Origin of the sequence: Chengkuizengella sp. SCS-71B, from assembly GCF_040100845.1 — a bacterium.
GTDB lineage: Bacteria > Bacillota > Bacilli > Paenibacillales > KCTC-33759 > Chengkuizengella.
Genome location: NZ_JAZHSH010000001.1, coordinates 1,629,295 through 1,645,611, shown reverse-complemented (window position 1 = coordinate 1,645,611; position 16,317 = coordinate 1,629,295). Strand labels below are relative to the sequence as shown.

General features: G+C 32.7%; 14 protein-coding genes. All 14 read right to left on the bottom strand.

Going from position 1 to position 16,317, the window contains the following annotated elements; genetic code table 11:
• Window positions 1–153 precede the first annotated feature (153 nt).
• Window positions 154–588 carry a hypothetical protein gene (locus tag VQL36_RS08125; protein WP_349248830.1) on the bottom strand — a complete coding sequence of 145 codons (435 nt, stop codon included), beginning with the start codon at window positions 586–588 and terminating at the stop codon, window positions 154–156.
• An 896-nt stretch (window positions 589–1,484) separates the two neighbouring features.
• Window positions 1,485–3,743 carry a YcdB/YcdC domain-containing protein gene (locus tag VQL36_RS08120; RefSeq protein WP_349248829.1) on the bottom strand — a complete coding sequence of 753 codons (2,259 nt, stop codon included), beginning with the start codon at window positions 3,741–3,743 and terminating at the stop codon, window positions 1,485–1,487.
• Window positions 3,744–3,936: 193 nt separating this feature from the next.
• Window positions 3,937–4,236 (bottom strand): hypothetical protein, encoded by a 300-nt coding sequence (locus tag VQL36_RS08115; RefSeq protein ID WP_349248828.1) that lies wholly within the window; start codon window positions 4,234–4,236, stop codon window positions 3,937–3,939.
• Between the two features lie 178 nt (window positions 4,237–4,414).
• Entirely contained in the window at window positions 4,415–5,896 is a 1,482-nt protein-coding gene (locus VQL36_RS08110; RefSeq protein ID WP_349251144.1) for an AAA family ATPase, read from the bottom strand.
• 2 nt (window positions 5,897–5,898) lie between these two features.
• The gene (locus VQL36_RS08105; RefSeq protein WP_349248827.1) at window positions 5,899–6,423 is read right to left on the bottom strand and encodes a hypothetical protein; all 525 of its coding nucleotides are present in this window, start codon (window positions 6,421–6,423) and stop codon (window positions 5,899–5,901) included.
• A 128-nt stretch (window positions 6,424–6,551) separates the two neighbouring features.
• Complete coding sequence (locus VQL36_RS08100) at window positions 6,552–7,001, bottom strand: DUF5590 domain-containing protein (RefSeq protein WP_349248826.1); 450 nt, start codon at window positions 6,999–7,001, stop codon at window positions 6,552–6,554.
• Window positions 7,002–7,079: 78 nt separating this feature from the next.
• A complete protein-coding gene (locus VQL36_RS08095; RefSeq protein ID WP_349248825.1) occupies window positions 7,080–8,372 on the bottom strand; it encodes an amidohydrolase in 1,293 nt (430 codons plus the stop codon).
• A gap of 90 nt (window positions 8,373–8,462) precedes the next feature.
• Complete coding sequence (locus tag VQL36_RS08090) at window positions 8,463–9,386, bottom strand: type II CAAX endopeptidase family protein (RefSeq protein WP_349248824.1); 924 nt, start codon at window positions 9,384–9,386, stop codon at window positions 8,463–8,465.
• 58 nt (window positions 9,387–9,444) lie between these two features.
• On the bottom strand, window positions 9,445–10,059 hold the full coding sequence (locus VQL36_RS08085) for a redox-sensing transcriptional repressor Rex (RefSeq protein ID WP_349248823.1): 615 nt from the start codon (window positions 10,057–10,059) through the stop codon (window positions 9,445–9,447).
• Window positions 10,060–10,085: 26 nt separating this feature from the next.
• On the bottom strand, window positions 10,086–12,935 hold the full coding sequence (gene dinG, locus VQL36_RS08080) for an ATP-dependent DNA helicase DinG (RefSeq protein ID WP_349248822.1): 2,850 nt from the start codon (window positions 12,933–12,935) through the stop codon (window positions 10,086–10,088).
• A 318-nt stretch (window positions 12,936–13,253) separates the two neighbouring features.
• Window positions 13,254–13,907 (bottom strand): hypothetical protein, encoded by a 654-nt coding sequence (locus VQL36_RS08075; RefSeq protein ID WP_349248821.1) that lies wholly within the window; start codon window positions 13,905–13,907, stop codon window positions 13,254–13,256.
• 80 nt (window positions 13,908–13,987) lie between these two features.
• Window positions 13,988–14,371, bottom strand: coding sequence for an aspartate 1-decarboxylase (gene panD, locus VQL36_RS08070; RefSeq protein ID WP_349248820.1), 384 nt, complete (start codon window positions 14,369–14,371; stop codon window positions 13,988–13,990).
• A complete protein-coding gene (gene panC / locus VQL36_RS08065; RefSeq protein WP_349248819.1) occupies window positions 14,364–15,275 on the bottom strand; it encodes a pantoate--beta-alanine ligase in 912 nt (303 codons plus the stop codon). Before panC ends, panD begins: the two co-directional genes overlap by 8 nt.
• A 35-nt stretch (window positions 15,276–15,310) precedes the next feature.
• Window positions 15,311–16,156: a 3-methyl-2-oxobutanoate hydroxymethyltransferase gene (panB, locus tag VQL36_RS08060; protein WP_349248818.1), complete on the bottom strand. Its 846-nt coding sequence runs from the start codon at window positions 16,154–16,156 to the stop codon at window positions 15,311–15,313.
• Window positions 16,157–16,317 lie beyond the last annotated feature (161 nt).

The window sequence follows — 16,317 nt, the reverse complement described above, 5'->3', positions numbered from 1 at the left end:
TTTTGTTTATATTATAAACTTTTGTTTAACAAATAGCAATGTAAGGGAAAATTTGGGAGGGTTTCTTCATCATGAACGTTAAAACTTTACATTTAATTTTAAAAGCCTACTCCTTATTCATCAACAGAGAGTAGGCTTTTAAATAAAAACTTTTTAACTAGATAATTTGTTTATTGCATTTTCCATCTTCTCATCTATGTCTTCACCCTGATACAAATAAAAAATAGTGACATTATTGATTTCATGCGTATATTTATCTACATCAATCTCTGCTGAACCTAACTTCTCTTTAAACTCATCCATTCCTTTATTGCGTTCTGCCTCATTTTCAAAAATATAAATGGATAATTCATTGTCCCCAATTGCATAGGCATTCGGAGTAACACCATTTAATTCTAATTGAAAGATACTTCTGGGATTTCGCTCCGCTTCTTTAAGATCAATTCCCTCTTCAGTAAGGGTGGTAGTCACATCATCTAAAGTTAGTTCTTCTTTAATGTTGTTATTATTGTTGTTGTTTGTACAACTAATTAAAATCAAGATTAAAACCATATTCAAAACATAAAAACTCAGTTTCATTTTATTCATATTTCACACTCCTGTAGATGATTTATAAATGTTTGTTTAATAGCTTTCCCATTTTTTGAGGAATTTAATTAAGTCATCTACAGAGTGTACAGTAGGGATTATTATATAAAGTAGTTTCGAATACGATATCTCGGGTATTCGAATCACTAAAATCAAAATCTCCATCTATCAAAACTAAGTATCAAACCTTCTTTACTTATCTCATTATAATCATAATGAATGGGTACAAGTGGATTTTTACCTTTGTCAAAATCTTTATGACGGACTATACTATTACCATCATAAAATCATCAAGTTTCATAACCTTGTAGCCTTGAGGTAATTCCCTTTCTTTCGTTATAAAAACACTTGCATTTATCATTCCAAAGATCATAACATTTAAATCAAATAAAAAATAAAATCCAATACTACAATTACTAACACTATCCAATGTATGAGTTTATACCACTTCATTTTTTTTCTTTTAAACCATACAATATAAAATAATATAGTAACAATAGCTGAAATAAAATAAGCAAGTATTTTGATATTAAAAGATATCTTTAGATAAGTATTTAAATCAGGAATATTACCTTCATTCCATATTACTTGAAAAGCTATACTATCTATAACAATATGAAAAAACATGCTAAATAATATAAAATTATAAATACTAAGTAAAATTATTCTAACCCAATCAATTCTAATGTCTCTCATAATTAATAATCCCTCTTTATCCTAAATTAATCCAGACTTCACCAGTATTTTCGAGTAGCTGGTCTTCAACAAATAATTGTGCAATTTCATGAAATGCAGCATATATACGTACATCATCACCGTTCTCATTTAAAACAGATTGAACAAGTTCTTTATCAGTATAGTCACCGTCAACATAATCTAATATTTAATTTTTTACATCACTCAAAATCACCCATCATATTCGCTAAACGAATCACCGAAACAGAAACCTCTGCCATTGATACTGATTCCTGTGGTCGGAATTGACGATTTTGATTTTCTGTTAACAAACCTAAAGCGTTTGCTATTGCAACATGCCCTTGATACTCATTTGTAATTTGTCCCCTATCTGCAAAATCGATAAGATATAGATCTTTTTGCTCAGCCATTTTTTGCAAACCTAACACACGTACATACCAATAGGCTAATTTTTCTCGAGTCAAAGTTTCATCTGTAACAAAGGTACCTGCTTCCACATTAATAATTTCTTGAAATACTGCTCTTTCTATTATATGAAAATCACCATGCTCTGAATTAATATTCGAGAATGTTGGTGGAACCCTCTCAGCACCTTCAATGTCATAAGGATCATTAATTGACTTTATGAGTATATTTAATCCATCGCCAACAGTTATTGATTTACCAGGATCAACCGTTTCATTTTCATCAACAGAAATAATTCCCTTCATTATCAGATGATCGATTTCTTTTTTTGCCCACGAGTACTCAACTTCAACATCTGTCGATAATTGATCCGATGCGTAACTTCTAGGAAGCCATTTTCCTTGAATAGCATCATAAAAACTATAAACCTCTGGAGCAAAACTGATACTATAATAAGGAAGGTATTTTTTTTCTCCTCCCAATTTATAATCAGGACTCACATCATAAATTAATTCTAATGTCAGATTATTTATAAAGTCAGATATCACTTTTTCTTGAGATATTGCATCCCCTGGATTTGGCCACTGAATAGGCTGATAATCATTTACATTTATTCTCATTAAAGTTCCATCTTTTTTACTTACAGAAACATCTGCTCCATTTCCTTCAACTCTAATACCCTCTTTATATTGTGGAAAATGAAAAACATATTCTGTTCCCTCTCCATACCTCAAATACGTTTGATTCAAATTAATTCCATCTTCATAATAAACTAATTCATGAGTTTTAGCAGGTGCATATTTTTTTAAATATTCTATAGCTTTACCCGAAGCTTCATCAACAGTGATCACAACATTTTGTTCAGTAGAGGAACTTTGATTTCTATAATCAATTTTATGAAAACTTAATACATCCCCAGTTTCTTTATCAAAACTCACACTAGACCCTGTGCCCGAGTTTCCAAAATTATACATATAATTCACTTCATAAGTTGAGAGACCTGAACGTTCCCCTTCGTTCACACTTTTAATTACAAGATCAACAGCCTCGTCTGCAGGTGCTAACAATTCTATAGCCAATTTTTCAGCTTCTTCTTTCGAAAAGTTAGTATTTTGTGAAGAGGAGTCACTGATGAATTTGTAATTTCGATTTAGCTTAAGGTCATTTGTTAACTCACCATTCAATATGTAGGAACCATCTTGAGCATATATTTTATCAAAATTAGGATTTAAACTATAGGCTAAATGTGTTTGGATTTCATCATTTCGATAATCCCAATCTATTAAATAAACCAATTCAAGATTGATCATGTTTTTAACTTGCTCTTTTATCGTTTCTAAAGATAAAATGTTATTTATATCTTCAAATGTATCACTATCACTACCTGTACTGTTTCTATTATAGTACCTTGTAATTTCACCATTACTTTGTACAGTAATACTTCCCTGTTGATCTTGAATTTGAACTCCATTTTTTTTAACTATAATTGAAAAATGATATTCTATTGGTTCAGTTAAAGGTGACGTTCTCCTAAATTGATAAGGATCATTTTTTAATTCAACATTCATTAATTGAATAGAATTTAAAAATTCTCTAGCAATCTCTTTTGCTTCTTCACGTTCTACCTTCGGTGGAAAAAGAGCACCTTGATTTAATCCCGAATCTTCAGCATCATAATAATAACTTATTAGTTGCTCGGATTCATCAAATTGAAAATTTCCATATATACTTTTATCTTCACTAAACCTTTTATAAAACGATATCCTATACCCTCCTTCATCAAATAAAGTTTCCAACTCAAAATCTTCATCATGAATGAAATCAAATTTGTTTGGAAATAATTCTCTTAATTTACTCACAAGTTCCTCTCTAGCATCTTGATTATTGCTTGAGATATTTGTAATTGAAGTCATATTATTGGCTTGTATTGTTGGTGCGATCGTTTCAATGATCGTTGTTTTAGTCATAGTCTCCGCGTTAACATTTGACATAAAATTACTCACTAATAATATCGATGATAAAAACAAAACTACTAATTTCTTTTTCTTTTGCAATCTTATTTCACTCCTTTTCAAATTTTCAATATAAGGCACTTATTTTATTAATAAATCAAATTTATGAAACCTTTCTCTCTACTAATGATATAAATATTATCTAATGATATGAAGCTTTTTTCAGATTTATTAAAAATGCATGCACCAAAAAAACCATTATTAAGGTGCAGTTCACCTAAATAATGGTTTTTTGTTACTTTCGACCTACATCCCAAAAACCGCTTTTTTGTGATAGTTCTTTTATAATCTCCCTAGCTTTATCAGGCTCAAATGGCATTATACAAAATGCAGTTTTATATCTAACATAATCATTTGAGTGATCTAAAAGCTTTTTAAATTCAGCCATGTATTCGGTACCATTAACAAATTCCCGAATTTTATAAATAGTTGCTCTCTCTATGATCGTTTGATTAAAATCTCCATCTTCCAATGCTTCTCCGTATCTAACTGATGCGTCAATAAATTCATCTATTAATTCTTGTGGTGTCTCCATCTTCATCACCTCATACATCACTATATGTATAAATCTTACAAAATTTAATGAGGCTCGTAAATAGTAAATTTGTTTCAAAAATTCAAGAACAACAATAAAACCATCCTAAATGAGTAATAATAATCATGAGGATGGTCCTATTTGAGTTCATATAAGTGTGTAGTTTAAGACTATGGATCTAATTATTTTGCATTAATTCTCTAAACTCGTCGCCATTTAAAACTTCTTCATCAATTAATATTTGTAAAGACTGTTCAAATACAGGTTTATAATGGTCTAAATCCTCACGTGTTTTTTTAGTTAAGTCATCTAAAATGCCTGTACTTGTTTTTAATAAATCCTCTTTTGTAACCATATCTTTGTTCACAATACCTAGTTCCGTTAAACCTGAATAAATCATATTTTCGGTTAGGTTTAAAGCTTGTTCAAAATCGTTTCTTGATCCTGTACTTCTACCTCCATAAAACATTTGTTCAGCTACCGATCCACCTAAAGCAATTTGAATTTGTTGTTCTAAATAGGTCTTCGTATACAAATACTGATCTTTTTGAGGATTATGACGCACAAACCCTAATGCTTGGCCTCTAGGAGTTAACGATACTTGTGAAACTGAGCCAGGTCGAACTAATTCAGCCATAATAGCATGTCCTAATTCGTGTAGAGCAACTCTTTCTCTTTCTTCTTTTGTAGATTCTTTATCCGTTTTTTCACCCATCATCACCTTATCTATTGCTAATGAAAGATGTTTATGATGAATATCTTCTTCTTTATTTCTCATGGCATAGATAGCAGCTTCATTCATCACGCTCTCTAACTGTGCACCAGAAAACCCATAGGATTCAGCTGCAACTTTGTTTAAATCTACCTCTTTATGAATAGGTTTATTCTTTGCATGAATATTAAGAATATGGAATCTGCCTTTTTTATCAGGAAGATCAACTTGAATCTGACGATCAAAACGTCCTGGGCGAAGTAAAGCACTATCCAGCATTTCCTTGCGGTTGGTTGCTGCCATCATAAGAATACGAGGTGTATCCGCTGTATGAATTCCATCCATTTCAGTTAACAACTGATTTAAAGTTTGATCATATTCGCGATGTTGTCCACCATCACGTTTACCTCCAATGACATCAATTTCATCAATAAATATAACAGCACTTTCCTTTTTTTCCTTGCTCGCTTTCATTTTTGCTTCTTTAAACATTTCACGTATACGACTAGCCCCTACTCCCACATATTTCTCAACAAATTCACTTCCAGATGCTGAAACAAATATTGAATTTGTATAGTGAGCAGCTGCTTTGGCTAGTAAAGTTTTACCAGTTCCAGGAGGTCCTGTTAACAAAATCCCTTTCAAAGGACGAATCCCTAACTTTTCTATTTCATCTTTGTGAATTAAAAAATCTAGTGCTTCTTTCAATTCATTTTTCGCACTGTCTTGTCCACCTATATCTTCAAAAGTTAAATGTGAAATTTTAGCACCAGTACGTTTCCTATCCCCTTGGATACCAACAGTTCCTTTTACTTTAGTAAAATAGAACACTGCAAAACCTAAAGCTAATATTACAACTATAGGTGTCACATTTATACCAATATACAATAAAAAGAAAATGAGGGCGAGAAGAAAGCCCAATGCGATTTCTTTTCCATATTTATTCATCATTACCAAACCTCCAATTCCGCAGGCGTTCGTGGCAAAATGATGACTTTATAATGTTCATCAAATTTTAATTGTACATAAACATGATGATCGTCCATCTCCGTTTTCACTTCTAAACCTTCTAGTTCTTGTTTACGCTGTTCAAGTTCTAGAGGAATATCTCCATATTGTTGATTTTCCATTGCTTGAGCAACATCAAATAAAGAAGATGACCACCATTGATCGATCTTGTCATTAGAATCATCCTGTATATGATATTTCACTTCACGGTTATTAATAACAGACTCACCGTCTACTTCAATTTGTTGAATGACATCTCTCAAACTAATGTTTGGATCTATTGATAATTCAATGGTTACCTGATCTGGATCAAAAGTTGCATTTACATCATTCACACCATCTATATTTGAAACAATATCTGTCATAGGATTTGTTAAGGCGTAACTATTGTATAAAGACCATCCGCCAAATAAAACAGAAAAAGAGATCACTAAACTAACTAAAATGGGTATAGGACGAAATTTCATATTATACGCCTCCTCTGTAAGTATATCACTTTAGTATGTACAATAAGTATATCACATTTATATGCATTACTTCGAATGTAATCTGTGGAAAATAGATAAAAGGACGTCCGATTGATCTCGAACGTCCTTTATCTCATTACACTCATTGTATACGTTTCTAACCATTCCCCATCTTCAAATCGATAAAAATCATAATAATGCCTTGTTCCTTTTTCTTCGTTACGTTTATAAAATACTTCCCAAGCCCATTCATCTGTCCATTTTGCTGGAGTGACACGCAGCAGTTCAATATCTGGTTTATTGTTTATTATAAGCTCTTTTACTTTTTTCTTTGAAATGCCATCCGTAACCAGTTCAGTATGGATATTATTTTCGCTTAACCAAATGATAATATCCTCATCTTCTTCATTGATACCATATATAATCGTGTAAACTTCATCTCCAATAAAAGTATCCGTATCCTTAACTTCAATAAGATTTGTCTCAGCATATGCTTTTTTTAATGCTTCTTTCAGTTCCATACGGTGTGGACTTTGAATCGTTAAATAATACCACCGTAAAAATAAAAATATAATCATAAGAAGTAAAAAAATGAGCACACTATATTTGATGATCTTTTGTTTTTTTAAGTTCCGTTCATATTCTCGAACCATAAGTTATGTTGTCAACCTTTCAAAACAAGCATTAAATTCATATTTAATTCTTTCCTCATCTAAAGTAAGAAGTTCTTTGTTTTTAACAAGCTGATTTCCATTCACCCATACATCTTCAACATCACTTGCAGCTGCTGAATATACGACATGTGATATAAGGTTTGATTTAGGCAATAAATGAGCTTGGTTGCTATTAAGAGCGATAAAATCTGCTTTCATACCTGCTTTTAACAACCCAACATCGTTTAACCATATCGATCTTGCACCATCAATTGTACCTAAACGTAACGCATCTACTGCAGGGATTGCTGTTGGGTCATAAGTGTTCCCTTTATGGATTAATGCAGCTAACCTTACTTCCTCAAACATATCTAAATTATTATTACTTGCCGCACTATCTGTACCTAAAGAAACAAGTATGCCTTCTTTCATTAGTTCAGGCAACCTGGCAATTCCGCTAGCCAATTTCAAATTACTCCCTGGATTATGTGAAACGTGCACGGAATGTTCCTTCAATATATCAATTTCTTCATCTGTTAAATGTACTGCATGAGCCACAAGACAAGGTTGATCAAAAACACCCAATTTTTGCAAATGTGCTACAGGTCTTAGACCATACTGCTTTTCATTTTCCATAACTTCATGGCGAGTTTCCGACATATGAGTATGAATCGGCAGTTGAAGTTCTGAAGCGGCCTGAACAATTTTATCTATAAAGTCTGGAGTGCAAGTGTAAGGTGCATGAGGACTCATCATCGTTGTAATTCTTCCATTTGCTTTTCCATGCCAATTCTTTGCAAATGATTTTGCTTCCTTTAGCTTAGCATCTTGTACTTCCTTTCCACCAAAACCGATCATACCTCTCGTTAAACAAGCTCTTATACCTGAGGATTCTACAGCTTGAGCTACAACATCCATATGATCATACATATCTACGAAACATGTGGTCCCACCTTTGATCATTTCTAATATCGATAAAAGTGTTCCCGATCTTACCTCTTCACTTTTAAATTTTGCTTCCATAGGCCACATATTATCCTCTAACCACACCTGAAGCGCCATGTCATCTGCATACCCACGAAGTAATGACATGGCTGCATGATTGTGGGTATTTACTAATCCAGGCATATAGATACGATTAGATCCGTCTATCATCTGGTCATAGTCGTTTTGACCTTCTGGTTTTTCTTTCCCTATATACTGAATATGTTCGTTTTCAACAACCATATAACCATCTTTTATCGTTTCATGTCCATTCATTGTAATAAATGTGCCGTTTTTAATGAGTAATTTCATGCTTGATTCCTCTTTTCAATTCAATTATTCATTTGGTTTTTTTTTTAATTTTTTTCATTTCCACTTTGTTTGAACATCTTATGCTTATCATTATAAACGTTTACGTAACGATAAAGTCAAATTTGAATGTTGCTTTTGATTCATTTTAATAAAAGAAAAAATGGCAACAAGAAGAACAAAGGTGGCCACAATACTGCCTTCAGCACCAAATAATCCACCATTTATAAATTCTTTACCTTGAGTATGGTTTTCAATTAATGAATTCACTTCATTTCCTGAAACTTCAAAGCCATAAATATTTCCCTGAAAATAATTCCATGTCAAATGTATCCCAATGGGCATCCAAAGCCCTCCACTAACTTCTCTACTAACAGCAAGTAATACCCCAGCTAGAAATATATTGATCAAAGGAATTGGAGAATCCAATACGGCTGAATTAAACATATGTAGTCCTGCAAAAATGAAACTTGAAACTAATATTGCTGGCCATATTCCATAATGAAATTTAAACAACCCATGCAAATAACCTCTGCAAAACAATTCTTCATTTACAGCAGTTATGATAAATATTAGAAAGGCTAAAGTTAACTGAGTCCATAAGTCTGAATTAATGTTTATGTTATCAATGGTTATTCCACCTAATATCCATATGATTAAAAATGAAATCGTCATTAATATCATTCCAATAATTGAACCGATAAACGCCTGCTTTCCCCAATCACTTTGCTTCCATCCTAAGGACCATTTTTGCTTTTTTTCAAATATAATATACATTAAAATAACCGCGGATATAAAACCCAGAGCTTGTGGTATGTACAATACTAAAACAATCACTGGATCGTTCAAATTAACAGAACCCGCAATAGTCTCAAGAGCAACAGGATCGTTTGATATTAAAACATATAGAAGTGTGGATATGATTGATAATATAAATGTTATGAATAATGCCAATAATAAACTTAATAAAACCTTTCCAATTACTTTTAATAATGTATTATTCGTTCTTTCAGACATAAATTACTTCATCACCTCAGATTGGATTGAATCTTATTTTTCAAAGTTATCATCAACTCTAATCTAAATAATACGCTAAACTATGAAGTTCAGTTGTAAAGTCAGCATGATGTACTTTAATTTCTGTAGGAACCTTTATAATTTTGGGTGCAAAGTTTAAAATAGCCTCAACTCCAGCTTTCACAAAAGCATCTGCTACATTTTGTGCTTCACTGGCTGGAACAGTAATGATGCCTATTCTGATCTTTTGAGATTGTACGGTTTCTGTAAGTTCATTCATCGGTTGAACGTTTAAATTGTTTATTTTGCTCCCTACTTTTTCAGGGGAATCATCAAATACAGCCGTAATTTTCATATTGCTTTTTAAATAAATATTATAATTACATAGGGCATGGCCTAAATTACCTGCACCAACTAGTGCAACATGATTTGTTTGATCTAACTTCAATATTTGTTGAATTTTTTCAATAAGATAAAGTACATCATAACCAATTCCTTTTTTTCCAAATTCTCCAAAGTAATTAAGATCCTTACGGATTTGAGCAGGATTCATACCTAACTTCTCTCCAAAATCTCTGGATGACACAGTTTGAATATTTCTTACATGTAATTCATTTAAAAACCTTAAATAAATTGGGAGCCTTCTCACAACTGCTTCAGAAATTTTTTTCATTTCATACAACCTCTTTCCCTACTTCATCAATCCAAGAACCATTCTTGGATTCGCGGTACCATTTGCTCTGACTTCATATGTTCGATTTTAGGTTTTGGAAGTGAATAAAGAAAATGTTTACCATATTGTGTATGAATGACTCGGGTATCATAGATGATGACGACACCTTTATCTTTTTCAGTGCGAATGAGTCTTCCAAATCCCTGTTTAAACCTTATTACAGCTTGAGGAACAGAATACTTCATAAATGGATTTTGCTTCTTTTCCTTCAAATAATCGCATTTCGCCTCAACTATAGGATCATTAGGAGGCTGAAATGGTAATCTAACAATGGCCAAGCAGCTAAGTGCATTACCTGGAATATCTACACCTTCCCAAAAACTGCTTGCACCTAGTAATATACTTTTATCACTATTCTGGAACATGCGAGTTAATTTACTTCTGTTTCCTGAATCTACACCTTGCCCTATAATTTGAAATCCTTGCGGTTTTAAAACCTCTTTCAATTTCTCATATACCTGTTTAAGCATTCGGTAAGATGTGAATAGTATAAGCATTCTGCCTTGCGTTTGTATAGCTACTTCAATTAAAGAATTTGTTAAGCTTTGTATAAAATGTTCATCCCCCTCAGCTCCTCGAATAGTTGGAAAGTCTCTTGGTATACACACCAAAGATTGCTCTCGATAATTAAAAGCGGTAGGGAGCTGAACAGCACGTAATCTTTCATTTTTCAAATCATCTTCTAAGCCGATCTGTTCCAATGAATATTGAAAAGATTCATTAACAGACATTGTCGCTGATGTCATTATTATACTATTTTTTACTTCAAAAAAGTTTTGTTTTAATATTTCACTCACATCTATAGGTACACGTTTTAATTGGATAGATTTTTGTTTAAAGTGAGCATTAGCTTCTATCCAATAAACTTCATTATGGTCATTCATCTGTACAAATAATCTAAGATCATCCCTAAACTGGAATAACTCTTTCATTATACCTGAAAGATCCGTTGCTAAACTTTGAAAATCATATTCATCTTGATATTCTTTTAAAATAGTTAGCAGTTCATTGCATGTTTTCAAAACTTCATTTATTTCCAGGTAAATGTTTTGTTCAGTAGTTTCAATGGAACCCCAAGTTTCAGGCTGTTGATCTACTTTTATACGAAGAACGATTTGACCAGCTTCCATAGAAGAGGAATTTCGTTTATTCATGATGATATCATAAAACAAACCAGATAAGATGTCCCATTCTTCTTTAATCTGAATTAGTTTTTCATAGGTTTTATCTATTTTTCCTATAAATAAATGACTATCTATTTCTTCCATATGCTCAATTTGAAAACGAAGCTGAGGCAATAAACCATTTTTACTATCTTTAAAAAGCCAAGTAAATATTCTAATCAATGAAAAATAAGTAAGGTTACGACCTAAATGATGACTAGCGACCTGTTCAAAGTGATGAGCCTCATCAATGACAAGATGACTATAAGAAGGCAATAAACGATTTTCTGCAATAACATCTGTCATGATCATAGAATGATTCGTAATGACTACATCCGCTTGGTTTGCTTGGTATTTAGCTCGATGATAAAAACATTTTTTGAACCACGGACATGCTCGATTCAAGCAAGAATCAGCATCACTTGCTACATCCATCCAAAATTCTTTTCCTTTACTTCCAAATGATACCTCCTCATCGTCTCCGTGATTTGTTTCACTTAACCATACTATCATTTGCGCAGCCGTAATACGATCTTCACGTGTATCTGCAATATCCTTTAAATTAATTTTGGTTTCAAATTTTCTTAAACAAAGATAATGATTCCTACCCTTTAATACAGCTGCACGAAATGGAGCAGGAAAAATCTTATGCAATAATGGAATATCACGATCCATTAATTGGGCTTGTAAATTAATAGTATTTGTACTTACTAAAATGGTTTCATGATTAAGCAAACCATAATAAAGTGAAGGAATTAAATAACCTAAAGATTTTCCTGTTCCTGTACTTGCTTCAATCATTAAATGTTGGTCATTTTCAAATGATTCATATATCTCATGTATCATTTGTTCTTGAGCAGGACGTTCTTTATAGGATTCAAACTGCTCATTTAATGAATGCTTTATTTCATCTATGAAATGTTCAAAGGATGGGTTTAAATTAGAGGGTTCAGACTGGTTCAAATTTGAATCAGAAGAATCATCGGCCCAATCATTCACGTTTAAAGCAAATTGCCTAAAGTATTTATGAGTGTTTGTATCTAAACTTGTTTCAAGTTCCACCTGTATTTTTAATTCATGAATAAACCAAGCCAAATCATCAGTTACTGGTTCAAAAATTTGAGCAATTCTTTGCACAGTTAACAAAGGCAAATTAGAAAAACGCTCAATGCTTTGTAATAAAATATTTGCTGTAGCGTATGCATCACTATCTGCTTGATGAGGCCTCTCATGATTAATTCCCAATGAATCAGATACCATAGACAATTGCAAGCTTGTCATATCTGGATACAATAAGCGAAGTAAATCTATGGTATCTATAACTTTCCCATTAAAAGCTGGATATCCTGCTTCATTCAAAGCTTTTTGTAATAATCCGTAATCAAAAGCGCAATGGTGAGCAACCAATATGCTATCGTTCAACATAGGTTGAAATTGTGCTACTACTTCTTTAATTAAAGGGGCACTTTCCACCATATCATTAGAAATTCCTGTTAATTCAGTTATAAATGCAGGTATTTCTCTTTCAGGATTTACAAACGATGTATAAGTATCAGTAATCATTTTATTTTCTATAATAACAAGTCCAACTTGAATAATACGATCTTCTGATTGATTTCCTGTTGTTTCAAAATCTAAGACTGCAAATTTCATCTTTTATGTTTCCTTCCCTTCTAAAACCTGTTCAAAAAGTTCAGTTTTCAGCACCGAGAAGGTGACATGAACCTGTAGAAGCCAGTATTCCTCGGGGTCCCCGAAAAGTATTAGGATTACTCTTCAAAAGCCGATCTTCACTTTTTGGGGTATAGCAAGTGTAGGGTGTTTTCGTTTTCTACATGAGCACCGGACTTCAAAGGTGAATGTCAGATTCGACGTCGAGAAGACCTCCTCGAGATACTTCGTGATCAAAAGGGGACTTTTTGAACTACCTTTCTAAAACCAAGCACTCCTTTAAAGGATATCAGAAAACATCTAAGAAAGGGAATAAAAACTTAGAGCAGGATCAATTTTTTTAGCCATATTAAAATATTCTTCTGCTTTTTCCACATTTTTACGAAACATTTGAATACATCCCATTGCATTGTATGAAATGGCATTGATTTTATCATTTTCAGAAACAGAGGTTAAAAATTGAAAATGATTGTATGCTTCATTTTTTTCTCCAATTTCTAAATAAGATAATGCTAAAAAAACTCTAGTTAATAAAAATTCTGGATTTTCAATAACTGTCTTATTAAAATATTCTACGGCCTGATGATACATCAAAAGCTTAAAATAACCGAGTCCTTTTTGAAAATAATCGCTGTTAATCTCTTGTATAAATGAACTTTCTTTTTTAGGTGTTATGGATAAGGAAGGTTTTGGAAGATCTAAATGTACCTCATTAAAATTATCCATTTTCTCTTCAAATTGTAACCATTCTTCAATAAATGTATTGCTAATTTCTTTTAAAGCCTTAACCTGTTCATTTAATTCCCTTTTTTTATCATCTGTTGCTGTTGAGTATTCAATCATGATTTCGTCTAAAACTTGATTCATTGAATCAAACAATTCCCTGAACATGGGTACATCCCTACCTTCAGTGATCTGCCAGCTTATGGATAAGCTGGTGTCGACGTTCAACACATGGACGTGTTGGATTTTAGTCGAGGAACATTATCTTCAACTCTATAGAAGTGATTTGTTCTTATTTGTGAACACATCGTCTATACGATAGTAGCATGAATTTCTTCAGCCATGAGCTCCTCGATCTTATTATCCTGCCCCATTATTGCAACTTTAGGTTGGAAAGTTCTAGCCTCTTCTTCAGTCATCATTGCATAAGCAATCACGATGACTGTATCTCTCGGTTGAACTAATCTTGCCGCCGCTCCATTTAAGCAAATAACCCCTGAACCACGCTCTCCTTTTATGACATATGTCTCTAATCGAGCGCCATTATTATTATTCACAACCTGCACCTTTTCATTTGGCAACAAATCGACTGCCTCCATTAAATCTTCAGCAATCGTAATACTGCCCACATAGTTTAAATTTGCTTCCGTAACTGTTGCTCGATGCAATTTAGATTTCATCATTGTTCTATACATATACAATTCCTCCTAAATCAGGTTCTCTTTTAACATTAATTGTATTACCCGTATAAATTCGATTGTCAATAAGTCTTGTTTTTCCAAACTTGACTGCTAATGCAATAATAATTTCTTTGTTTACTAAAAGTTGAGTGACATTTCCCTCTAATGATTGCAAATCAGGATAAGACAATATTTCTATATATTCAATTTTTGCCAAAGGAGCAGATGCAATATGATCATATAATTGTCTTTTCAGCTCCTCAATGGTTACGTTCTCATCAATCCAACGTTCAGAATGTTCTAATGCTTCAAATAATTTTATGGCTTGTTCTCTTTCATTATTATTTAAATAAACGTTTCTTGAACTAAGAGCTAAGCCATCTTCTTCACGAATGATTGGACAAGCTACAATTTCGACATTCATATTTAAGTCAGATACCATCTGTTTAATAACCGCAACCTGCTGTGCATCTTTTTGTCCAAAAAATGCTTTATCAGGTTCAACAATATTAAACAGTTTCATTACAACAGTAGATACTCCATCAAAATGCCCAGGTCTTGAAGCACCACATAAACGTGAAGTTAGATTTGAAACTGAAACTTTTGTATACACTTCAGATGGATACATTTCTTCAACTGATGGTGAAAAAACTACATCAACATTCATCTCTTTGGCAATTTGTAAATCTCTATCTATGTCTCTTGGATAAACTTCATAATCCTCATTTGGTCCAAATTGCAAAGGATTTACAAAAATACTTAAAATAACAATGTCACATTCTAATTTTGCCTTTTGCATTAAACTCTCGTGACCTTTATGAAGATATCCCATTGTTGGAACAAAACCAATGGTTTGTTTTTGTTCTTTTTTATGATATATAAATTGTTTTAATTGCAAAATTGTACTCAATACTTCCATTATACTAACCACCTGCTTTCAGTCAGCTGTATTAATTATATATCTAGGATATCCTTTAACACATCAGAATCCATATGAAAAACATGATTTTCACTTGGGAATGTATGGTTTTTCGTTTCTTGAACAAATTTCCTAATTCCATTTTTTATTTCAGAACCAACATTTGCATATGCCTTTACAAATTTAGGCTGTACTGGTGAAGCGTATTGTAATAAATCATGAAAGACTAAAACTTGACCGTCACAACCTCTCCCTGCTCCAATGCCAATTGTGGGGATGGAAATCGTTTCTGTAATATATGAAGCGAGTTCTTCTGGAACCATTTCTAAGACAATTGCAAAAGCACCAGCTTGTTCTAAAGCCTTGGCGTCTTCAATTAATTTCTTTGCTTGTTCAGGTTGTCTTCCTTGAACTTTATAACCACCTAATTGATTTACAGCTTGTGGTGTTAAACCTATGTGTCCCATGACCGGTATTCCCGCTTTCACACAAGAAGACATGGAATCACTTATTTCAATTCCACCTTCCATTTTTACAGCTTTTGCAAACCCCTCTTGCATAATCCTTGCAGCATTTTTTAATGTATGTTCAATACTTCCATGATAACTTAAAAAGGGCATATCCGTTAAAACAAAGCTGTTTTTGGCAGCACGTGCAACCGCTTTCGTGTGATGGATCATATCAGCCATAGTAACAGGAATTGTGGAGTCATACCCTAAAACCACCATGCCTAATGAATCTCCAACAAAAATGATATCCGCTTCTGCTTCTTCTGCAAGTTTAGCAGAAGGATAGTCATAAGCAGTTACCATAGCGATTGGTTCCTTTTCATTTTTCATCTTTTTCATTGCAGTTGTGCTTAATATTTTCCGATATTCCACACTTAACACCTCATTTAAATTATTACAATGAGATACTCTTACCCCAAAAAATAAGAAGCAAAATTCATAGTTGTTAAATCATATTATTATCCGGGGACCCCGATAAAACAATAAACAATTCTTTTGCTTTAAGTAAATAAAAACCTCTTAGTCAAAGACTA